Genomic DNA, 18,436 nt, shown 5'->3' with positions numbered 1-18,436 from the left:
CGGGCCCCTTTCCACCGGTTCCGTTGCTACGCGCCCAGGCCCAGGTCCGAGGCGATGCCGATCAGCTCCGCCAGCTCGTCCACGTCCGGGTCCTCGGTCGTCTCGGCCAGGTCCCGCGCCGCCGGCAGCAGCTCCTCGACGTCGAACTCCGCGCTGCCTCGCAGCAGCTCCGCGAACGCCGCCGCGACCACCGCGACCTCGAACGTCCGGTTCGCCGGGTCGGTCACCGCACCGGTGTCCAGCACCGCTGAGGCGGTGCCGATCTCCTCGGTCTCCGGGTCCTGCCAGCGCACGTCGACCACCGCCCCGTCCCCGGTGTCCTCCTTCAGCGTCAGCGCGTACAGCGCCGTGACGCTGTGCCCGGGGCCAACCTCGCCCCCGTCCACGGAGTCGTCCTCGAACTCCTCGTCCTCGATGGCGCGGTTCTCGAACCCGATGAGCCGGTACTCGGCGACGTACTCGGGATCGAACGTCACCTGGATCTTCGCGTCCCGAGCGGTGACCCCGAGCGTGGAGGTCAGGCGCTCGGAGAAGACCCGCTCGGCCTCGGACTCGGTCGCGAAGTAGACCGCCCAGCCGTCCCCGTTGTCCGCCAGCTGCTCCAGCAGCTGCTGGTTGTAGGAGTCGCCGACTCCCACGGTCAGGAGGGTCGTGCCCTCGGCGATGTCCTCGCCCAGGTCCTCCAGCATCTCGTCGTGCTCGGTGAGGCCCACGTTCGCCTCGCCGTCCGACAGGAGGATCACCCGGTTGTCCTTGTCGTCGTCGTACGCCTCGCCGGCCAGCTCGTACCCGTCCTCCAGGCCCGCGAGCATGTTGGTCGAGCCTCCCGCTTCGAGGTCGTCCACGGCGTCGTGCAGCTCCTCGCCGTCGCCGACCTCCGTCATCTCTTGCAGGACATCGGATTCGGATTCGTAGGTGACGATCGCGACCGCGTCGTCCGGGCGCAGCCCGTCGATGAGCGTGTGCAGGGACTCACGGACCACGCCGATGCGGTCGTCCTCCTCCATCGAGCCCGAGACGTCGATGACGAACGTCAGGTTCACGTCGGCGCGTTCGCTGTCCGGCTCGGAGCGGGTCTGGAGTCCGACGCGCATCATCTGCGTCGCGTCACCGGAGGAGTACCACTCGGGAAGGGGCGCGCTCTCGGTGTAGACCGCGAAGCCGTTCCCTTCCGGTTCGGTGTACCCGGGGTCGAAGTAGTTCACGAACTCCTCGGGCCGGACCTGGTCGGCCGGGGGCAGCTCGCCGTCCTCGAGGGAGCGCCGCGCGAAATCGTACGAGGCGGTGTCGACGTCGACCGCGAACGTCGACTCGGGGTCCTCGGCGGGGTCGACGGTCTCGTTGAAGTCGTAGGTCTCGCCGTAGTCGACATCGGCGGCGCCCGGCGAGGCCTCCAGCGCCTCCTCGCCCGCGTAGTCGCTGACGGCGGTGTCGCTCCCGCCGTCGGAGCCGGAGCCCGAGCAGGCGGTGAACGCGGTCAGCAGCAGTGCGGCCGGTATCGTGGCACTCCATAGGCGTCTCATAGAGGGGTCCCTTCTTACTTGGCGGTAGCGGGGATTACCTCCATGAGACTGCCTTTTTCGCACTCCGGTTCCCGTCGTGCCCGAACCGTGATGGCACGGAGAGCAATCAGCGCCCGCCCGTGACCGGACCGTCACAAGGTCACGGGACGGCCTCTGCGGGCTGGGAATCTGCTGAGCGACCCGTTCAGAGGGTGCGGACCCGGCGGGTCAGGTCGACGCGGGACTGCCAGTCGCCCGGGTCGTCCGAATAGGAGACCTCCAGGAGCGTCAGGCCGTGCGGGCCCACCACGTGCACGTCGTTGGCCCGCTCCCCCAGCATGAGGATCGAGGCGAGCCAGTCCTCGTCGCGGCGGCCGTCGCCCACCGCGAGCGCGGCGCCGACCAGGCTGCGGACCATCGAGTGGCAGAACGCGTCCGCGCGGACCGTGGCGACGGCGATGCCGTCCTCGTCGCGGGCCCAGTCGTACTGCTGGAGTTCGCGGATGGTCGTGGCACCTTCGCGCTGCTTGCAGAAGCCCACGAAGTCGTGCTCGCCGAGCAGGCGCCGGCACGCCGCGTGCATCCGCTCGACGTCGAGCGGCCGCGGCCAGGCGAGGGTGTCCAAGCGGCGCAGGGGGTTCACGCCCCAGGTCGCGTCGGCGACCCGGTAGCGGTAGCGGCGCCACTGGGCCGCGAAGCGGGCGTTGAAGGACGGGTCGACCGCTTCGGCGGCGGTGACGCGCACGTCGGGGGGGAGGATGCCGCGCAGGCGCCACAGGAGCCTGTCGCGCAAGGCCTCCCACTTCTCGGTCGACACGTCGACGTGCACGATCTGCCCGGTCGCGTGGACCCCGGCGTCGGTGCGGCCGGCGACGGTGAAGTCGGCGATCTCGCCGAACAGGATCTCCAACGCGCGGATGACCTCCGAGGCCACCGTGCGCAGGCCCGGCTGCAATGCCCAGCCGGAGAACTCGGCCCCGTCGTAGGCGACCCCGAGCCGCAGTCTCGTCCTGTCTTCCACCGGTCCTCCAGCTTTCGCAATGCGGGGGTTAGGGGTTCGATCCGCCCGACCTCGGCCCCGAATACAAAACCGCGCGCAAGGCCTGGGGCCCTGCGCGCGGTTTCACGCGGTCTTAGTCGACCAGCTCGATGATCGCCATCGGCGCGTTGTCGCCCTTGCGGTTCCCGGCCTTGATGATCCGGGTGTAGCCGCCCTCGCGGGCGGCGAAGCGCGGGGCGACCTGCTCGAACAGGTCGTGCGTGGCGTCCTTGTTGCGCAGCTTGGCCAGCGCCAGGCGGCGGTGGTGCAGCGTGCCCTTCTTGCCGTACGTGATGAGACGCTCGGCGTACGGGCGGAGGCGACGAGCCTTGGTCAGCGTCGTGGTGATGCTGCCGTGCTCGAACAGGGAGGCCGCGAGGCCCGAGAGCATGAGCTTCTCGTGCGCCGGGGAACCGCCCAGGCGCGGGCCCTTGGTGGGCTTAGGCATTTCTAACTCCTCTAATCTTGACGCGGCCGGCCGTCTTACGGAACCGACCGCCGTATTCACGCAGCGTTTAGAGCTGCTCGGTCTCGCGGAGGTCTTCACCGTCGTCTTCGTACTCATCGGACTCGGCGACCGGCGACCCGCCGTAGGCCACTGCGGCCTCGCTGGGGTCGAACGTGCCGGGAGAGTCCTTCAGGCTCAGGCCCATGCCGGCGAGCTTCATCTTGACCTCGTCGATCGACTTCTGCCCGAAATTCCTTATATCCAGCAGGTCGGCCTCGGTGCGGTTGATGAGCTCTCCGACCGTGTTGACGCCCTCCCGCTTGAGGCAGTTGTACGACCGGACGGTCATGTCCAGGTCCTCGATCGGGAGCGCCAGATCGGCGGCGAGCTGCTGGTCGGCCGGGCTGGGGCCGACGTCGATGCCCTCGGCCTCGGTGTCCAGCTCGCGGTACAGGCCGAACAGCTCCACCAGGGTGGAGCCCGCCGACGCCAGCGCGGTGCGCGGCGTGGTGGACGGCTTGGACTCGACGTCGACGGTGAGCTTGTCGAAGTCGGTGCGCTGCTCGACGCGGGTGGCGTCGACGGAGTAGGCGACCTTCAGGACGGGCGAGTAGATCGAGTCGACCGGCACGCGGCCGATCTCGTTCGCCTCGTTCTTGTTGGCGGGGGCCGAGACGTAGCCTCGGCCGCGCTCCACCACGAACTCCATGTCGAGGCGGCCCTTGGAGTTCAGGGTCGCGAGCTTGAGCTCGGGGTTGTGGACCTGCACGCCGGCGGGCGGCTGGATGTCGCCGGCGAGCACGTCGCCGGGGCCTTCCTTGCGCAGGTACATGGTCGCCGGCTCGTCGTTCTCCGAGGAGACGCAGATCTGCTTGACGTTCAGCACCAGTTCGACGACGTCTTCTTTCACGCCGGGAATGGTGGAGAACTCGTGCAGGACGCCGTCGATCTTGATCGACGTGACCGCCGCGCCCGGGATGGACGACAGCAGGGTGCGCCGCAGCGAGTTGCCGAGCGTGTAGCCGAAGCCGGGCTCCAGCGGTTCGATGGTGAACCTGGAGCGGGTCGGGCTGAGCTGCTGCTCGGAGAGCGTGGGCCGCTGAGTGATAAGCACAGTTACGTGTTTCCTTTGTTCGGGGCGCCCGCTATTTGACGCCAAAAACTCTTGGATTCGGTGAGGCTTCCGCCTCAGGTGTCGCCTCGTCTAGCGCGAGCTAGACGCGGCGGCGCTTCGGGGGACGGCAGCCGTTGTGCGGCTGGGGCGTCACGTCGTTGATCGATCCGACCTCGAGGCCGACGGCCTGGAGGGAGCGGATCGCCGTCTCGCGGCCCGAACCCGGGCCCTTGACGTAGACGTCGACCTTGCGCACGCCGTTGTCCATCGCACGGCGGGCGGCCGATTCGGCGGCCATCTGCGCGGCGTACGGAGTCGACTTGCGCGAGCCCTTGAAGCCCACCTGGCCGGAGGAGGCCCAGGCGATCACAGCACCGGTCGGGTCGGTGATCGACACGATGGTGTTGTTGAAGGTGCTCTTGATGTGGGCGTGCCCGTGGGGCACGTTCTTCTTCTTGGCGCGCGGGTTCTTGGAACCGCCGCGAGTCTTCGGTGGCATCTGCTGGTCTCCTAACGTGCCTTCTTCTTGCCCGCGACGGTCTTCTTCGGACCCTTGCGAGTACGGGCGTTGGTCTTGGTCCGCTGACCGTGGACCGGAAGGCCGTAGCGGTGACGGAGACCCTGGTAGCAGTTGATCTCGATCTTGCGGCGGATGTCGGCCTGCACCTCGCGGCGCAGGTCGCCCTCGACCTGGAAGTGCTCTTCGATGTAGTTGCGCAGCGACACGAGCTCTTCGTCGTTCAGGTCCTTGACGCGCTTGTCGCGGTCAAGGCCGGTCGCGGCGATGGTCTCGAGCGACCGCGTGCGGCCGATGCCGAAAATGTAGGTGAGTGCGATCTCCAGGCGCTTGTCGCGCGGGAGGTCGACTCCGACCAGGCGTGCCATACAGGCATACTCCTAGCGTTGTCGGAGGTCTGACCGCTGCCTTCCCGCCGGGGTCTGATCCCCTGCCCTGATGGGCGATGCGAGCCTCGGCCTCCGAGCCGAGGGTTGTGCTTGCGCACTGGCGGCGGTTTCCCCTATTGGGGCCTTTCTGCTGGCGTATGTGCTGCTTAACCCTGACGCTGCTTGTGACGCGGGTCGGACGAGCAGATAACCATCACTCGTCCGTGCCTGCGGATCACGCGGCAGTTCTTGCAGATCACTTTGACGCTCGGCTTGACTTTCACGAGTCCTACTTACGTGTAGTCGTCAGGTCAGCGATAGCGGTAGACAATGCGACCGCGTGACAGGTCGTACGGCGAGAGCTCCACCACGACCCGGTCCTCGGGAAGGATTCGGATGTAGTTCTGTCGCATCTTGCCGCTGATGTGTGCGAGCACTTTGTGGCCGTTGGTCAATTCCACCCGGAACATGGCGTTCGGGAGGGACTCGACGACCTTGCCCTCAATCTCGATGGCACCGTCTTTTTTCGGCATAGCCTCCGCTACCGTGACAACTCGGTCTGAAAACCCCACGCCCATGACAGGCGCGGAGCTACTGGCACGCCGACCCGAAGGAACGGGCGGCGAAGGATCGGTGCCGTGCTTCGCCGACGGCGTCCGGGGACCGGAACGCCTGGCGACCCACCTGGGGACGCACTGCACCACTGAGCGAGTCTACTCGCGCTCGCATACCGCCTACCAGGGGGTTGACCGTGACAGAGGGCACTCGAATCGCGCGAGTCGCGCACCGCCCCGGCTGCTCCCCGGTAGCCCCGGAGTGCCGGGGCGGCGCGCATGCTCGCTCAGGCGTTACTTCGAGTAGTACTCGACGATGAGCTGCTCGTCGCAGATCACGGGGATCTGCTTGCGCTCGGGCACGGAGAGGAAGCGGGCGATCAGGCCTTCGAGGTGGGACTCGATGTAGGCCGGAGTCACCTCGCCCGCCCACGCGCCGGCGGCGGCGAGCTGGAACGGCGTGGTGTCGCGCGAACGCTTGCGGACCTGCACGAAGTCGCCGGCCTTGAGCCGGTACGACGCGATGTCGACCTTGCGTCCGTTCACGGTGAAGTGGCCGTGGTTGACGAACTGCCGCGCCTGGTAGATCGTGCGGGCGAAGCCGGCGCGGAGCACGAAGGCGTCCAGGCGGGATTCGAGCAGGCTGACCAGGTTCTCACCGGTCTTGCCCTGACGGCGCACGGCCTCGGCGTAGGCGTTGCGCAGCTGACGCTCAGAGATGTTGTACTGAGCGCGCAGACGCTGCTTCTCCACGAGCTGGTTCTTGTAGTCCGATTCCTTCTTGCGGCCGCGGCCGTGCTGCCCCGGAGGGTAGGGACGGCGCTCCATGTACTTGGCGGCCTTCGGCGTCAGAGCGATGCCGAGGGATCGGGAAAGCTTGACTTTCGCCTTAGCTTGCAATGATTTCTCCAGTAATTCATACGTCGCCTCGAAGAAGATCCGAAGCAGAATACGTCCCTGACGTGCAGAAACGCGTGAGTGTAGCGCGCTCAGTTCGACATCCGGCGGTCTTCAGAAGATCAGTCGGAGACTGGCGCGCACACGGTGATGCAGTCGCTCCGCGGCCCGCGAGCGGGACGTAGAGCTCGCTGACCAGGTTACGCGGCGTCTCCGCGCTCGCCCACCCGGGCTGCGGCGAGAGTGACCAGGCGCTCCACGAGCTCGCCGTAGGTGATGCCCGCGGCGTCGAAGGCCTGGGGCACGCCGCTCATCGGCGTCATGCCCGGCATGGTGTTGACCTCGTTGAGGTACACGACGCCGTCCTCGCCGAGGAAGCAGTCCACGCGGGCCAGGTCGCGGCAGTCCAGGAGGCGGAAGACCTTGCGGGCCAGCGCCTGCGCCTGCTCGGCGACGCCCTCGGGGTAGTCCGGGCGCAGGTTGAACGGCTCGGGGTTGTCGAGGTACTTGGCGTCGAAGTCGAACCAGCCGTCCTCGCCCTTGGCGAGCACTTCGAGCGGGAAGGTGACTTCCAGTCCGCCGTCGAGGGTCTCCAGGACGCCCATCTCGATCTCGCGGGCGTTCATGAAGGCGGCCTCGAAGACGACCTTGTCGTCGACCTCGCGGGCCTTGTCGACCGCTTCGGCGAGTTCGGCGGCCGACTTGACGCGGCTGATGCCCAGGGAGGAGCCGGCGCGGGCGGGCTTGACGAAGATCGGGAGGCCGAGCTGCGCGACGACCGCCTCGGCGTCGACCTTCTCTCCGGGCTTGAGGACCGCGAAGTCGCCCTGGGGAACGCCCTCGGCGGCGAGGAGGCGCTTGCTGAACTCCTTGTCCATGCACAGGGAGCTGGCGAGCACGCCGGAGCCGACGTAGGGGACGTCGGCCATCTCGAACAGGCCCTGGATGGTGCCGTCCTCGCCGTAGGGGCCGTGGAGGACCGGGAAGAACACGTCGGCGAGCGGCTGCGCGCCGGGACCGAGGTCGACCGCGACGGACTTGCCGGCCTCGGCGGTGACCTCGGGCAGGGCGTCGGCCGACTCGATCGCGAACGCGGCGTCGCCGGGGAGCTCCACCCATTCGCCGGAGCGCGTGATGCCGATCGTGGTGACGTCGAAGCCCCGCTCGCGCAGCGCCTTGGCGACGCCGGAGCCCGAGGCGGCGGAGACGGGCTGTTCCACGCTGCGCCCGCCGAAGAACACGGCGACGGTCGGTTTAGTCATTTGTCGGACCTCAAACTGTCGGTTTCTGGTTTGGTCTCGCGACCCATGAGCAGGGCGACCGCGGCTCTGGGGTCGAGGCCTTCGTGGCAGACCCGTTCGACGGCGTCGCAGATCGGCATCTCGACGCCGACCTTGCGGGCGAGGTCGGTGATCGACCGGCAGCTCTTGACGCCTTCGGCGGTCTGCTTGGTGACGCGCGCGGCCTCTTCCAGGGTTGCACCGAGCCCCAGCTGTTCGCCGAAGGTGTGGTTGCGCGACAGGGGGGACGAGCAGGTGGCGACGAGGTCGCCGAGGCCGGCGAGGCCGGCGAACGTGGTCGGGTCGGCGCCCAGGCGCATGCCCAGTCGGGAGGTCTCGGCGAGGCCGCGGGTGATGATCGTGGCCTTCGTGTTGTCGCCCATGCCCATCCCGGCGGCCATGCCGTAGGCGAGCGCGATGACGTTCTTGACCGCGCCGCCCAGTTCGCAGCCGACCACGTCGGTGTTCGTGTACGGGCGGAAGTAGGAGGTGGTGACGGCCTTCTGGACGTCGACGGCGCGGCCGTGGTCGATGCAGGCGACGACGGAGGCCGTGGGCTGCTCCTCGGCGATCTCGCGGGCGAGGTTGGGGCCGGACAGGACCGCGATGCGCGACTCGGCCGCGCCGGTGACCTCGGCGATGACCTCGGTCATGCGCTCGGTGGTGCCGAGTTCGATGCCCTTCATGAGGCTCAGGAGGGTCGCGTGCGGCTCGAGGTGGCCGGACCAGGCGGCGAGGTTGCCGCGGAGGGTCTGACTGGGGACCGACAGGACCACGAGGTCGGCGCCTTCGAGGGCCTCGACCGGGTCGGCCGTGGCCGAGACGAGGCCGGGCAGGTCGATGTCGGGGAAGTAGTCCGGGTTGCGGTGGCCCGCGTTGATGGCGTCGGCGACCGACTGCCTTCGGGCCCAGATGGTGACGGGTGTTCCGGCGTCGGCGAGGATCTTGGCGAACACGGTCCCCCAGGACCCGGCTCCCATGACTGCTGCTTTCACTCGGTCGGCTCGCTTTCTTCGCGGCTGGTCTCGTCACGTCGCTGGTGCCTGGGATCGAACAGCGGGGGTGCGGGTTCGCCGCGGAGGTCGGCGAGGCCGCCGCGCAGGGACTCCATGATCCGCTCGGAGACCGCCGCGGTCGCCTCGCGGGTGATCTCCTGTCCCTGCCACGGGGAGAGGTCGACCGCGGGGAGGGCCTTGACGGTGACGGGCTTGCGGCCGAGCTTGAACTTGGGGCTGCGTCCCCGGTCGTGGATCTGGAGTGCTCCCCATTGGACGATGGGGACGACGGGGGCGCCGGTCTCCAGGGCGAGGCGGGCGACGCCGGTCCGGCCCTTCATGGGCCAGTGGTCGGGCTCCTTGGTGATCGTGCCCTCGGGGGCCATGATCACGACGCGGCCCTGGGCGAGCTCCTCGGCGAGGAGGCGCAGGGCGTCGGCCGCGTCGGCGCTGCCGCGCTTGACCGGGACCTGGCCGGTCTTCCTGATCATCGGGCCCACCACGGGCACGCGCAGGATCGACTCCTTGAGCAGGAACCGCGGGTGGCGGCCGGCGTTCCACACGTAGTGGGCGATCACGAGCGGGTCGATGTCCGAGTAGTGGTTCCACACCAGGATCGCGGGGCCGGTGAGCGGGACGTTCTCCATGCCGCTCCAGGAGCGCCGGGAGAGCGTGAGCATGCCGCCCTTGACGAGGTTGCCGCAGACCTGGATGAACGCGGAGAGTGAGTCGCCGCCGCGGCGGCGGAAGGTGTACTGCGCCTCGGGCGTCGGCTCGGTCACCTGGTGGCTCTCTTTCTCGGCGGGCTCACGGCGGGCGAAGGGGCCCCCGCGGCGGCGGTCGCGAGTCGCGGGTCGACTCAGCCGGTGCCGTTGTGTACGGATCGTCAGTGCATTGCACTCTAACGCCCGCCTCGCTCCGCTCCTGCGACGGGAAGCAAAGCGTGGGGTTTGACTCCCCGCGTCGGACCCGCGGCTCACGCCGAGTGAACCCCCAGGTACGCGCCGCGCGGAAGGCGGGACGGCGACGCGGGCGGCGGGGCCGCCGGGGTTGCGCCCCCGCGCGTATGATGTCATCATAGAGTCACAGTGACATCTAGCTTGCCGACAACGTGTCGGCTCGGAATTCGACTCGACACGGAGTGAGTGACATGAACTGGCGTCTCTTCGGCTGGCTCGCGGCCATGTTCGGCGGCGCGATCGTCGCGATCTGGATCGTGGCGTCCGTCATCGGCTGGGTGATCGCGGGCCTCGGCGTGCTCATCAAGATCGCGCTGGTCGTCGCCGTGATCGGCGGCCTCGTCTTCCTCGGTTTCAAGGGGTACCAGGCGATCGGCGGATCCGACCGCCGCCAGATCCGCAAGTAGCCTCCCGCCCGGGCGGTGCCGGAGCTGGCGCTCGGGGGCCTTTTGGTCCAAGCTGAAGCCATGCAGGGCACCGTCTCGAACTTCCACGAGGACACCTCCGGCGAGGTCGTCCTCGACAACGGCCGTCGCGTCCCCTTCGACGCGGCGGCCTTCGCCGTCTCCGGGCACCGCTTCCTCAGGCCCGGCCAGCGCGTCGCGCTCGAGTGCGCGCCCGCCGGGGACGGGGAGGAGAAGGTCGTCGCCGTCCGCATCCTCACGATGCGTTCCTAGGTCCACCACAAGGGTGGCGCGCTCCCCGGGGTTGGGCGCGTCACAGTACCGTATGAGGCGTGAGCGGGACCCTTCGCGAACAGGGCGCTGTCATGAACGGAGCACTGTCTTGAACGAGGAGCAGAGGCGGGTGGCCGCCGCCGGCGGCCTGTTGTGGCGCAACGGCGAGCGCGGCCTGGTCGAGGTGGTCGCGGTGTGGCGGCCCAAGGTCGGCAACTGGTCGCTGCCGAAGGGCAAGCTCGACCCCGGCGAGCACGCGCTGACCGCGGCCTGCCGCGAGGTCGAGGAGGAGACCGGCATCCCGGTCATCCCGCAGCTGTGGCTGTGCCGCGCCTCGTACGTGCTCCCCAATCCCGAAGGGGACGTCGCCAAGCACGTCGACTACTGGTCCATGCGCACCGAGAAGCCCGACGCGGTCTTCACCGCCGACGACGAGATCGGCGAGCGGCGCTGGATGACCCTTGCCGAGGCCCGGGAGGCGCTGACGCGGCCCAGGGACCAGCAGGTGCTCAAGGCGTTCTCGGCGCTGCCGGCGGTGACCGCCACGGTGCTGCTGGTGGCCCCCGCGGAGGTCGAGCGGGACTGGGACGGGCCCGGTGTGACGCGGCCGCTGAGCGCGCGCGGTCAGGACCAGGCGGTGCGCGTCGCGGCGCTGGCCTCGCTGTACCAGCCGGACCGGGCCTTCAGCGCCACGGGGCGGGCGAGCGTGCAGACGGTGGAGCCGATCGCGCACGCGGTGCGGTGCCGCCTCGGCGGCGACTCGGTGTTCGACACCCAGGCGCACGAACGCAATCCGGAGCGCTCGGCGGTGCGGGTGCGCGAGCTGGCGGGCGGCGGCGGTGCCGTGATCGTCTGCGCCGAGCCCGAAGTCGTGTGCGACACCGTGGCGATCCTGGCCGACGAGGACGGCGTGGAGACCCCTGACGTGTCCACCAGGCCCGGCGAGGCGTGGGTGCTGTCCATGTCGGGCCAGCGCCTGGTCGGCGTCGAGCGGCTCTAGCAGGGCCCGCAACGGGCGCCTGGAGGCCGCGTCCCGGTCCCCGGGCGCCTTTCCGTTCGGCTCCGGCGCGGTCGGCGCTCGCGCTAGTGTTGCGTCCGCCATCGGATTCCACCCCCTTGAAAGGTAGGCCCCCGTGTCGGACCGCGCCCTTACCGACCTGCACAACTGGGCCGGGAACATCCGCTTCTCCCCCAGCCGCTTCGAGCGCCCGTCCACGCTCGAGGAGGCCCGGGCGGTCGTCGCGGCCGCCCCGCGCCTGCGCGTGCTCGGGTCGGGCCACTCGTTCAACGCCATCGCGGACACCGATGCGGTGATGCTCTCCCTCGAGGGGATCGAGCCCGAGGCGAACATCAACGCCCTCACCGGCACCGTCCGCGTCTCCGGCTGGATCACCTACGCGGCGCTCAGCTCGGCCGTGCACCGGGCCGGTTTCGCCCTGCACAACATGGCGTCGCTGCCGCACATCTCGGTCGCGGGCTCGATCGCGACGGGCACGCACGGGTCGGGCAACCGCAGCGGGAACCTCGCGACGGCCGTCGCCGCGATCGAGTTCATCGGCCCCGACGGCGAACTGCGGACGGTCAAGCGCGGCGAGCCCGACTTCCCCGGTTCGGTGGTCCACCTGGGGTCGCTGGGCGTGGTCCACACGGTGACGCTGGACCTGCTGCCGGCCTTCGAGATGCGCCAGTACGTCTACGACGACCTGGCGTTCGACAAGGCCGCGGCGAACTTCGACGCGCTCACTTCGGCGGCGTACAGCACCAGCATGTTCACCAAGTGGGGCGCGTCGCCGGTGTTCCAGTTCTGGGTGAAGCAGCGCATCGCCGACCAGACCCATCCGTTCCCGCAGGCGAACTGGTTCGGCGCGCCGCTGGCGGACGGGCCGCGGCACCCGATCCCGGGCGTGGACACGGCCGCGTGCACGGTGCAGCAGGGCCTGACGGGGCCCTCGCACGAGCGGTTGCCGCACTTCAAGTTCGAGTTCACGCCCTCGGTGGGCGAGGAGCTCCAGTCCGAGTACCTGGTCGACCGGGCCGACGCGCCGGCGGCGCTGGAGGCGCTCGCCCGGATCGGGGATCTGCTCGCGGCCGTCACGCAGATCAGCGAGGTCCGGACCATGAAGTCGGACGACCTGTGGCTTTCGCCGGCCTACGGACGGGACACAGTGGCCCTGCATTTCACGTGGGTGAAGGACTACGAAGCGGTGCGCCCGGTCATGTCCGCGCTCGAGGGGGCACTGGAACCGTTCTCGGCGCGCCCGCATTGGGGAAAGTTGTTTACGATACCAATGAATGAAGTCCGTTCGCGTTATACACGAATGGGCGACTTCGAGAAACTGCGCGAACGCGTCGATCCAGAGGAGAAGTTCGCGAATGACTTCTCCGCCGCCGTCTTCGGCGGAACCGCGTCCTAGTGGCCGCCGCCGTCTGAGGCGAAGGCGGCCGGGAAAAGCACCGAGGGCATTCAGGTGGCTCCTGAATGCCCTCTTCCCCGTGCGAGTCGGACGGGGGCCGTGCCTAGCCCCGAACCGGTTCGGGGCCGCGGCATCAGCTGCGTCCGCGCTTCGTGGTCTTCTTGGCCGCGGTCTTCTTGGCGGCGGGCTTCGCCGCGGTCTTGCGCACGGCCTTCTTCGCCGTGCTTGCCTTCTTGGCCACGGTCTTCTTCGCCGCAGTCTTCTTGGCGGCCACGCGGCTCGTGGCCGTGGAGCGGCTCGCGGTGGAGGCGGCGCGCGCGGTCTTCTTCGCGGCCGTCTTCTTGGTGGTGGCCTTCTTGGCGGGCGCGGTCTTCTTCGCCGCCGTCTTCTTGGCGGCCGACGCGGACTTGGCCGCCTTGCGCTTGCCGGTCACGAGTTCCTTGAACCCGGTGCCCGGACGGAACGCGGGGACGACGGTCTTCTTGACCTTGACCGCTTCGCCCGTGCGCGGGTTGCGCGCCATGCGAGCGGCGCGTGCGCGCTTCTCGAAGACGCCGAAACCGGCGAAGGAGACTTTCTCCCCTTTCACCACCGCGCGCTGTATCTCGTCGATCGCAACGTCCACGACTTCTTTCGCAGCGGCCCGGTCGCCAGTGCGTGCGGCGATCCGATCGACGAACTCTGCCTTGTTCACGAGTCCTACCCTCCCGATAAGGTTCTGGAGCCATACCAGCTTGTTAAGCGCACGTTATGACGTTTCGAAAGCGAACGCAACTGTTTCGGGGAAAATAGACCCGTTGTGTCGCAGGGAATTTTTATTCGGGTGCCCCAAATCGACGCTCGCAACCCCGTTGGGAGGGACCCGAACACGCCTGGAGCCGGTGGCATCGCCACCGGCTCCGTACGTGAGGGCTAACTGGATCGGGCTCGCGGAACTAGACCGCGGCGGGGAGAGTCTTAGGCCGCCAAGCGTCCCGGTTCGACTCGAAGGCGGCGATCTTGTCCTCGTCGCGAAGGGTCAGCGCCACGTCGTCGAGACCCTCCATCATGCGCCAGCGCAGGAACTCGTCGAACTCGAAGCCCCAGGTACGGTCCCCCGCACGGACTTCGCACGCCGCCAGGTCCACGGTGATCTCCGCGTCCGGGTGCAGCTCGGCGAGGAGCCACAGCTCCTCCACGGCCGCCTCGGGCAGCTCCACAGTCAACAGACCGTTCTTGAGCGAGTTGCCGCGGAAGATGTCGCCGAAGCGCGGGGCGATGACCGCCTTGAACCCGTAGTCCTTCAGGGCCCAGACGGCGTGCTCGCGCGACGAGCCGGTGCCGAACTCGGTGCCGGTGACCAGGATCGTGGCGTCGCGGTACTCCGGCTGGTTCAGCAGGAACTTCTCGTCCTCGCGCCACTCGGCGAACAGGCCGTCCTCGAAGCCGGTCTTGGTGACCCGCTTGAGGTACACGGCCGGGATGATCTGGTCGGTGTCGACGTTTGAGCGGCGCAGGGGCGCCGCGGTCCCGGTGTGGGTCGTGAACTTGTCCATGGTCCTTGCCCTTCCTTACAGGTCCGCGGGGCTGGCGAGGCGCCCGGTGACGGCGGTGGCCGCGGCGACGGCCGGGCTGACCAGGTGGGTGCGCCCGCCCTTGCCTTGGCGGCCCTCGAAGTTGCGGTTCGAGGTGGACGCGGCCCGCTGGCCCGGGGTCAGCTGGTCGGGGTTCATGCCCAGGCACATCGAACAGCCCGCGAAGCGCCAGTCGGCGCCGGCGTCGATGAAGACCTGGTCGAGGCCCTCCTCGATCGCCTGCTCGCGGACCTTCGCGGAGCCGGGCACGACCATCATGTTGACCGTTTCGGCGACCTTGCGGCCCTTGATGACGTCGGCGGCGGTGCGCAGGTCCTCGATGCGGCCGTTGGTGCACGAGCCGAGGAAGACCACGTCGACCGGGACCTCCCGCATCGGCGTGCCGGCCTCGAGGCCCATGTACGTCAGGGCGTTCGCGGCGGCGGTGCGCTCGTTCGGGTCGTCGATGGCGGTCGGGTCCGGCACGCTGCCGGACAGCTCGACGCCCTGCCCGGGGTTGGTGCCCCAGGTGACGAACGGGCTCAGGGAGGCCGCGTCGATGACGATCTCCTTGTCGAACACGGCGCCCTCGTCGGTGGTGAGGCTCTGCCAGTACTCGAGGGCGGCGTCCCAGTCCTCGCCCGCGGGCGCGTGCGGGCGGCCCTTGACGTAGGCGGCGGTCTTCTCATCGGGCGCGATGAGGCCGGCCTTGGCGCCCCACTCGATCGACATGTTGCACACCGTCATGCGGCCCTCCATCGAGAGCTCCTCGATGGCCTGCCCGCGGTACTCCACGATGTGGCCCTTGCCGCCGCCGGTGCCGGTGATGGAGATGATCTTGAGGATCAGGTCCTTGGCGGACACGCCTTCGGGCAGCGACCCGTTGACGGTGACGGCCATGTACTTCGGCTTGGCCTGCGGCAGGGTCTGCGTGGCGAGCACGTGCTCGACCTCGCTGGTGCCGATGCCGAACGCGATCGAGCCGAACGCGCCGTGCGTGGAGGTGTGCGAGTCGCCGCACACCACGGTCATGCCCGGCTGGGTGAGTCCCAGCTGGGGTCCCACGACGTGGACCACGCCCTGCTGGGCGTCGCCCAGGGAGTGGATGCGGACGCCGAACTCCTCGCAGTTGGAGCGGAGCGTCTCGATCTGCTTGCGGCTGGTCGGGTCCGCGATCGTGAAGAGGTTGTCGGTGGGCGTGTTGTGGTCCTCGGTCGCGATCGTCAGATCGGTCCGGCGGACCTTGCGCCCGGCCTGCCGCAGGCCGTCGAAGGCCTGGGGGCTGGTCACCTCGTGAAGGAGGTGGAGGTCGATGTAGAGCAGGTCCGGCTGTTGGCCGCCAGTGCGTACCACGTGGGCGTCCCAGACCTTTTCGGCGAGGGTGCGCGGTCGCGATTCCTCAGCTTCTTGTGGTGTACGTGACATCTCTGTTCCCAGTCATTGGACTTCTCGGTATATGGGAGGTAGTGTTCAGCTCGTGAGAACGAATACTATCAGCGGAGTCGGCGTACTCGACAAGGCGGTGCTGATCCTCACGGCTTGCACCAACGGCGCCAGCCTGGCTGAGCTCGTGCACGAGACGGGTCTCCCCCGGGCCACGGCCCACCGTCTGGCGCAGGCCCTGGAGGCGCACGAGATGCTGCAGCGCGACCACGAGGGGCGCTGGCGTCCGGGCCCGAAACTCGGCGAACTCGCCGGGTCGACGGCCGACGTCCTCCTCAGCGCCGCCGAACCGGTGCTGAACCTCTTGCGGGATCAGACCGGCGAGTCCACGCAGCTGTACCGCAGGCGCGCCGACGAGCGCGTGTGCGTGGCGGCGGCGGAGCGGGCCTCCGGCCTGCGCGACACGGTGCCCGTGGGCGCGGCCCTGCCGATGACGGCGGGATCGGGCGCGCAGGTGCTGCTGGCGTGGGAGCCGCCCGAGGGCATACTGCCCCTCTTGCCCAAGTGCCGCTTCTCTTCGAAGACGCTCGCCGAGGTCCGCCGTCGCGGCTTCGCGCAGTCGGTCGCCGAACGCGAGGCCGGCGTCGTGAGCGTCTCGGCCCCGGTGCGCGACAAGACCGGGCGCGTCGTCGCCGCGATCTCGGTGTCCGGACCCATAGAGCGCCTGGGAAGGCGACCGGGAGACCGGCTCGGCATGGCGGTCATCCGCGCCGGGCAGAAGCTCTCCGGGCTCTAGGCGTTCGCGGACCCCTGACGGCCGCTAGAACTCTTCGATCGCCGCGTCCACGCGGGCCAGATGCTTGGCGTGGGCGCGGCGTTCGCGTTCCAGGAGCGGACTGTCGGGCGCGTGGGCTTCGAGGTACGCGATCGCGACCACGTCGTCCTGGCACTTCCCGAAGCGGTTCTGGAGCTTCTTGGCGGCGGCGGCGACCGTCTCGGCGGACTCGCCGAGGGCGGTGGCGGCTTCGGCGGTGTAGCGGGTCCGCTTGGCGGCGTTGCGGGCCGCGTGCCGCGCCTGGTCGGGATCGGCCGCGGTGGCGATGCGCTCCAGCGCCCGGGCCAGGTCGCGCTGCGACGCGGCCACGATCGGGGCGATCACGTCGTCGGCGGGCTGGGCCGCGGCGGGCGAGAATTCGGGCGACGCGGCCAGGTGCTCGGCGGCCTTGAGCAGCTTGCGGGTCCGCTCGCGCTCGAGCGTTCGGATCAGCGGCCCGTAGGCGAGCGCTTCCTGCTCGACGAGGGCCTCGAACCAGTCGGGGCGCTCGTCGTCGAGCCTCTTGGCGAACCGCGTCCGCAGCACTTCGAGGTCGCGGACCCGGCCCAGTTCGGTGGCGAGCCAGCGCAGGCGGCGGCGCTGGAGCGGGATCTCGGCGTACAGGCCGGAGTAGGTCGACAGGAGCGAGCGGAGGCGGCGCGTGGCGACGCGCATCCGGTGCACGGCGTCGGGCTCGCGCTCCATGACCGGCTCGTGGTGGCGCAGCAGCGCCTCGACCTGCACGGTCAGGTACGCATGCACGCCGGTCCCGGCATCGTTAGTCGTCGTCACGTGCTAAATTATAGTCAGACTGGTCAGAATTTCCGCGAGGCGGGGTGGACGATGCACTGGCAGGTACAGGACGCCAAGAAGCGCTTCAGTGAGCTGGTCCGGGCCACCAAGACCGAAGGCGCGCAGTTCATCACGCGCCACGGCCACGAAGAGGCCGTCATCCTCAGCATGGAGGACTACCGGCGGTTGGCCGGCGCGCCCTCCTTCAAGACGCTCCTTCGCGAGCCCCCGTACATCGACGGCTTCCCCGACACCTCGGACCTCCGCAGGGAGATGCCGCGGGAGCGGGACCTGGGATTCGACCTGTGAGATACCTGCTCGACACGAACGTGCTGAGCGAATTGCGGCGGACGGACCCGGACCGGGGCGTCCAGCGCTGGTACGAGTCGACCTCCGACGCTTCGATGCACTTGAGCGTGATGACCGTCGGCGAGTTTCGCAAGGGCCTGGCGCGACTGCGCCGCAAGGACCCCGAGCGCGCCGCCGCACTGGCGCTCTGGCTCGACCACCTGCTCGTGCCCTACGAGTCCAGGGTCCTGCCGATCACCCCGGAGATCGCGAACGTCTGGGGCGAGCTGAACGATCCGACCCCGCTGCCGATCATCGACGCGTTCATCGCCGCCACCGCCATCGTCCACGACATGGTCCTGGTGACCCGCAACGTCAAGGACTTCCAGCGGACCGGCGCCCGGCTGCTGAACCCCTTCGGCTGAGTCGTGCGAGCGCCCCGCTCCCGATCCGGGAGCGGGGCGCTGTTCACCTCGGGACCGCTACCAGGTCATCCAGAGGTTCCACATGTACGGCCACGTATCGCCTTGCAGGCACTCGTGGCCGGTGTACTTGTCGCTGGCGGCGTCCCTGTCGCGGCCCTCCACGTCGCAGTCCGAACGCCACCAGAACTTCCCGATGTAGTCGCGGCCTTCGAGGACGTGCTCGGTCGCGATGATCGGCTTCGTCTCGGGTTCGGCCGCGACGGCCGCACCCGCGGGCGCCATGACCGCCGCCGCGGCGAACCCCGTCGCCATCAGTTTCCTCACTCGCATGCTTTCCCCCCGTTGGGCAGTGCCGATTCCACGGATCAAGCTAGCGGGGTTCGCGGGGCGCGGTGGGCGGACGGACGCAGTGTCGAC

The 18,436-nt window shown here is 69.1% G+C and carries 23 protein-coding genes and 1 pseudogene; 7 read left to right on the top strand and 17 right to left on the bottom strand.

Annotated elements, in window-relative coordinates:
• Nucleotides 1-26: 26 nt before the first annotated feature.
• The 12 genes and pseudogenes from BLQ63_RS06755 to BLQ63_RS06700 form a co-directional block, all read right to left on the bottom strand.
• Entirely contained in the window at nucleotides 27-1,523 is a 1,497-nt protein-coding gene (locus BLQ63_RS06755; protein ID WP_091030688.1) for a vWA domain-containing protein, read from the bottom strand.
• Between the two features lie 184 nt (nucleotides 1,524-1,707).
• Nucleotides 1,708-2,523 carry a tRNA pseudouridine(38-40) synthase TruA gene (gene truA / locus BLQ63_RS06750; RefSeq protein ID WP_091030685.1) on the bottom strand — a complete coding sequence of 272 codons (816 nt, stop codon included), beginning with the start codon at nucleotides 2,521-2,523 and terminating at the stop codon, nucleotides 1,708-1,710.
• A 118-nt stretch (nucleotides 2,524-2,641) separates the two neighbouring features.
• Nucleotides 2,642-2,989 (bottom strand): annotated as a pseudogene (rplQ, locus tag BLQ63_RS06745) (50S ribosomal protein L17); the annotation flags it as partial.
• 67 nt (nucleotides 2,990-3,056) lie between these two features.
• Nucleotides 3,057-4,103, bottom strand: coding sequence for a DNA-directed RNA polymerase subunit alpha (locus BLQ63_RS06740; RefSeq protein ID WP_091030682.1), 1,047 nt, complete (start codon nucleotides 4,101-4,103; stop codon nucleotides 3,057-3,059).
• A 100-nt stretch (nucleotides 4,104-4,203) separates the two neighbouring features.
• A complete protein-coding gene (gene rpsK / locus BLQ63_RS06735) occupies nucleotides 4,204-4,602 on the bottom strand; it encodes a 30S ribosomal protein S11 (RefSeq protein ID WP_030157547.1) in 399 nt (132 codons plus the stop codon).
• Nucleotides 4,603-4,613: 11 nt separating this feature from the next.
• On the bottom strand, nucleotides 4,614-4,988 hold the full coding sequence (gene rpsM / locus BLQ63_RS06730) for a 30S ribosomal protein S13 (protein ID WP_091030680.1): 375 nt from the start codon (nucleotides 4,986-4,988) through the stop codon (nucleotides 4,614-4,616).
• 167 nt (nucleotides 4,989-5,155) lie between these two features.
• Entirely contained in the window at nucleotides 5,156-5,272 is a 117-nt protein-coding gene (gene rpmJ, locus BLQ63_RS06725) for a 50S ribosomal protein L36 (protein ID WP_081913453.1), read from the bottom strand.
• A gap of 27 nt (nucleotides 5,273-5,299) precedes the next feature.
• Nucleotides 5,300-5,521: a translation initiation factor IF-1 gene (gene infA, locus BLQ63_RS06720; protein ID WP_026929479.1), complete on the bottom strand. Its 222-nt coding sequence runs from the start codon at nucleotides 5,519-5,521 to the stop codon at nucleotides 5,300-5,302.
• 315 nt (nucleotides 5,522-5,836) lie between these two features.
• Complete coding sequence (gene rpsD, locus BLQ63_RS06715; RefSeq protein ID WP_091030675.1) at nucleotides 5,837-6,442, bottom strand: 30S ribosomal protein S4; 606 nt, start codon at nucleotides 6,440-6,442, stop codon at nucleotides 5,837-5,839.
• Between the two features lie 197 nt (nucleotides 6,443-6,639).
• Nucleotides 6,640-7,701 carry a D-alanine--D-alanine ligase family protein gene (locus BLQ63_RS06710; RefSeq protein WP_091030672.1) on the bottom strand — a complete coding sequence of 354 codons (1,062 nt, stop codon included), beginning with the start codon at nucleotides 7,699-7,701 and terminating at the stop codon, nucleotides 6,640-6,642.
• On the bottom strand, nucleotides 7,698-8,699 hold the full coding sequence (locus BLQ63_RS06705; RefSeq protein ID WP_091030669.1) for an NAD(P)H-dependent glycerol-3-phosphate dehydrogenase: 1,002 nt from the start codon (nucleotides 8,697-8,699) through the stop codon (nucleotides 7,698-7,700). The genes BLQ63_RS06710 and BLQ63_RS06705 overlap by 4 nt, the downstream gene beginning before the upstream one ends.
• 11 nt (nucleotides 8,700-8,710) lie before the next feature.
• Complete coding sequence (locus BLQ63_RS06700) at nucleotides 8,711-9,496, bottom strand: lysophospholipid acyltransferase family protein (protein WP_177154813.1); 786 nt, start codon at nucleotides 9,494-9,496, stop codon at nucleotides 8,711-8,713.
• Nucleotides 9,497-9,864: 368 nt separating this feature from the next.
• On the opposite strand from BLQ63_RS06700, the gene BLQ63_RS06695 reads away from it, so the two are divergent.
• The 4 genes from BLQ63_RS06695 (at nucleotide 9,865) to BLQ63_RS06680 (ending at nucleotide 12,764) form a co-directional block, all read left to right on the top strand.
• Complete coding sequence (locus BLQ63_RS06695; protein WP_091030663.1) at nucleotides 9,865-10,080, top strand: hypothetical protein; 216 nt, start codon at nucleotides 9,865-9,867, stop codon at nucleotides 10,078-10,080.
• 60 nt (nucleotides 10,081-10,140) lie between these two features.
• Nucleotides 10,141-10,350: a hypothetical protein gene (locus tag BLQ63_RS06690; RefSeq protein WP_091030661.1), complete on the top strand. Its 210-nt coding sequence runs from the start codon at nucleotides 10,141-10,143 to the stop codon at nucleotides 10,348-10,350.
• A gap of 109 nt (nucleotides 10,351-10,459) precedes the next feature.
• On the top strand, nucleotides 10,460-11,350 hold the full coding sequence (locus BLQ63_RS06685; RefSeq protein WP_177154812.1) for an NUDIX hydrolase: 891 nt from the start codon (nucleotides 10,460-10,462) through the stop codon (nucleotides 11,348-11,350).
• A gap of 133 nt (nucleotides 11,351-11,483) precedes the next feature.
• Entirely contained in the window at nucleotides 11,484-12,764 is a 1,281-nt protein-coding gene (locus BLQ63_RS06680; RefSeq protein WP_091030653.1) for a D-arabinono-1,4-lactone oxidase, read from the top strand.
• A 133-nt stretch (nucleotides 12,765-12,897) separates the two neighbouring features.
• Here BLQ63_RS06680 and BLQ63_RS29585 read toward each other — a convergent pair whose 3' ends face one another.
• The 3 genes from BLQ63_RS29585 to leuC all read right to left on the bottom strand — a co-directional run bounded on the left by BLQ63_RS29585 (nucleotide 12,898) and on the right by leuC (nucleotide 15,742).
• Nucleotides 12,898-13,458: an HU family DNA-binding protein gene (locus tag BLQ63_RS29585; protein ID WP_091030650.1), complete on the bottom strand. Its 561-nt coding sequence runs from the start codon at nucleotides 13,456-13,458 to the stop codon at nucleotides 12,898-12,900.
• A gap of 241 nt (nucleotides 13,459-13,699) precedes the next feature.
• The gene (gene leuD, locus BLQ63_RS06670; RefSeq protein WP_091030647.1) at nucleotides 13,700-14,299 is read right to left on the bottom strand and encodes a 3-isopropylmalate dehydratase small subunit; all 600 of its coding nucleotides are present in this window, start codon (nucleotides 14,297-14,299) and stop codon (nucleotides 13,700-13,702) included.
• A gap of 15 nt (nucleotides 14,300-14,314) precedes the next feature.
• The gene (gene leuC / locus BLQ63_RS06665) at nucleotides 14,315-15,742 is read right to left on the bottom strand and encodes a 3-isopropylmalate dehydratase large subunit (RefSeq protein WP_091030643.1); all 1,428 of its coding nucleotides are present in this window, start codon (nucleotides 15,740-15,742) and stop codon (nucleotides 14,315-14,317) included.
• A gap of 67 nt (nucleotides 15,743-15,809) precedes the next feature.
• On the opposite strand from leuC, the gene BLQ63_RS06660 reads away from it, so the two are divergent.
• Nucleotides 15,810-16,496 (top strand): IclR family transcriptional regulator domain-containing protein, encoded by a 687-nt coding sequence (locus BLQ63_RS06660; protein ID WP_091031514.1) that lies wholly within the window; start codon nucleotides 15,810-15,812, stop codon nucleotides 16,494-16,496.
• 24 nt (nucleotides 16,497-16,520) lie between these two features.
• Here the strand turns inward: BLQ63_RS06660 and BLQ63_RS06655 are convergent, their stop codons facing one another.
• The gene (locus tag BLQ63_RS06655; protein ID WP_143014792.1) at nucleotides 16,521-17,306 is read right to left on the bottom strand and encodes a CHAD domain-containing protein; all 786 of its coding nucleotides are present in this window, start codon (nucleotides 17,304-17,306) and stop codon (nucleotides 16,521-16,523) included.
• 51 nt (nucleotides 17,307-17,357) lie between these two features.
• On the opposite strand from BLQ63_RS06655, the gene BLQ63_RS06650 reads away from it, so the two are divergent.
• On the top strand, nucleotides 17,358-17,615 hold the full coding sequence (locus BLQ63_RS06650; protein WP_091030637.1) for a type II toxin-antitoxin system Phd/YefM family antitoxin: 258 nt from the start codon (nucleotides 17,358-17,360) through the stop codon (nucleotides 17,613-17,615).
• Nucleotides 17,612-18,019 (top strand): type II toxin-antitoxin system VapC family toxin, encoded by a 408-nt coding sequence (locus tag BLQ63_RS06645; protein ID WP_091030633.1) that lies wholly within the window; start codon nucleotides 17,612-17,614, stop codon nucleotides 18,017-18,019. Before BLQ63_RS06650 ends, BLQ63_RS06645 begins: the two co-directional genes overlap by 4 nt.
• Nucleotides 18,020-18,076: 57 nt before the next feature.
• On the opposite strand, the gene BLQ63_RS06640 is transcribed toward BLQ63_RS06645, so the two are convergent.
• The gene (locus BLQ63_RS06640) at nucleotides 18,077-18,331 is read right to left on the bottom strand and encodes a hypothetical protein (RefSeq protein WP_091030630.1); all 255 of its coding nucleotides are present in this window, start codon (nucleotides 18,329-18,331) and stop codon (nucleotides 18,077-18,079) included.
• Between the last annotated feature and the right edge of the window lie 105 nt (nucleotides 18,332-18,436).

It is taken from the genome of Glycomyces harbinensis (assembly GCF_900101745.1).
GTDB lineage: Bacteria > Actinomycetota > Actinomycetes > Mycobacteriales > Micromonosporaceae > Glycomyces > Glycomyces harbinensis.
Note: the sequence above shows the minus strand (reverse complement) of the source record. Positions and strands in the feature narration are given on the sequence as shown.

What these genes read in the sequence shown, in the direction of transcription:
- rpsM (WP_091030680.1), bottom strand. Translation starts at nt 4,988, where the DNA reads ATGGCACGCCTGGTCGGAGTCGACCTCCCGCGCGACAAGCGCCTGGAG.
- BLQ63_RS06705 (WP_091030669.1), bottom strand. Translation starts at nt 8,699, where the DNA reads ATGGGAGCCGGGTCCTGGGGGACCGTGTTCGCCAAGATCCTCGCCGAC.
- infA (WP_026929479.1), bottom strand. Translation starts at nt 5,521, where the DNA reads ATGCCGAAAAAAGACGGTGCCATCGAGATTGAGGGCAAGGTCGTCGAG.
- BLQ63_RS06695 (WP_091030663.1), top strand. Translation starts at nt 9,865, where the DNA reads ATGAACTGGCGTCTCTTCGGCTGGCTCGCGGCCATGTTCGGCGGCGCG.
- BLQ63_RS06640 (WP_091030630.1), bottom strand. Translation starts at nt 18,331, where the DNA reads ATGGCGACGGGGTTCGCCGCGGCGGCGGTCATGGCGCCCGCGGGTGCG.
- BLQ63_RS06755 (WP_091030688.1), bottom strand. Translation starts at nt 1,523, where the DNA reads ATGAGACGCCTATGGAGTGCCACGATACCGGCCGCACTGCTGCTGACC.
- BLQ63_RS06650 (WP_091030637.1), top strand. Translation starts at nt 17,358, where the DNA reads ATGCACTGGCAGGTACAGGACGCCAAGAAGCGCTTCAGTGAGCTGGTC.
- rpsK (WP_030157547.1), bottom strand. Translation starts at nt 4,602, where the DNA reads ATGCCACCGAAGACTCGCGGCGGTTCCAAGAACCCGCGCGCCAAGAAG.
- leuD (WP_091030647.1), bottom strand. Translation starts at nt 14,299, where the DNA reads ATGGACAAGTTCACGACCCACACCGGGACCGCGGCGCCCCTGCGCCGC.
- leuC (WP_091030643.1), bottom strand. Translation starts at nt 15,742, where the DNA reads ATGTCACGTACACCACAAGAAGCTGAGGAATCGCGACCGCGCACCCTC.
- BLQ63_RS06690 (WP_091030661.1), top strand. Translation starts at nt 10,141, where the DNA reads ATGCAGGGCACCGTCTCGAACTTCCACGAGGACACCTCCGGCGAGGTC.
- BLQ63_RS06710 (WP_091030672.1), bottom strand. Translation starts at nt 7,701, where the DNA reads ATGACTAAACCGACCGTCGCCGTGTTCTTCGGCGGGCGCAGCGTGGAA.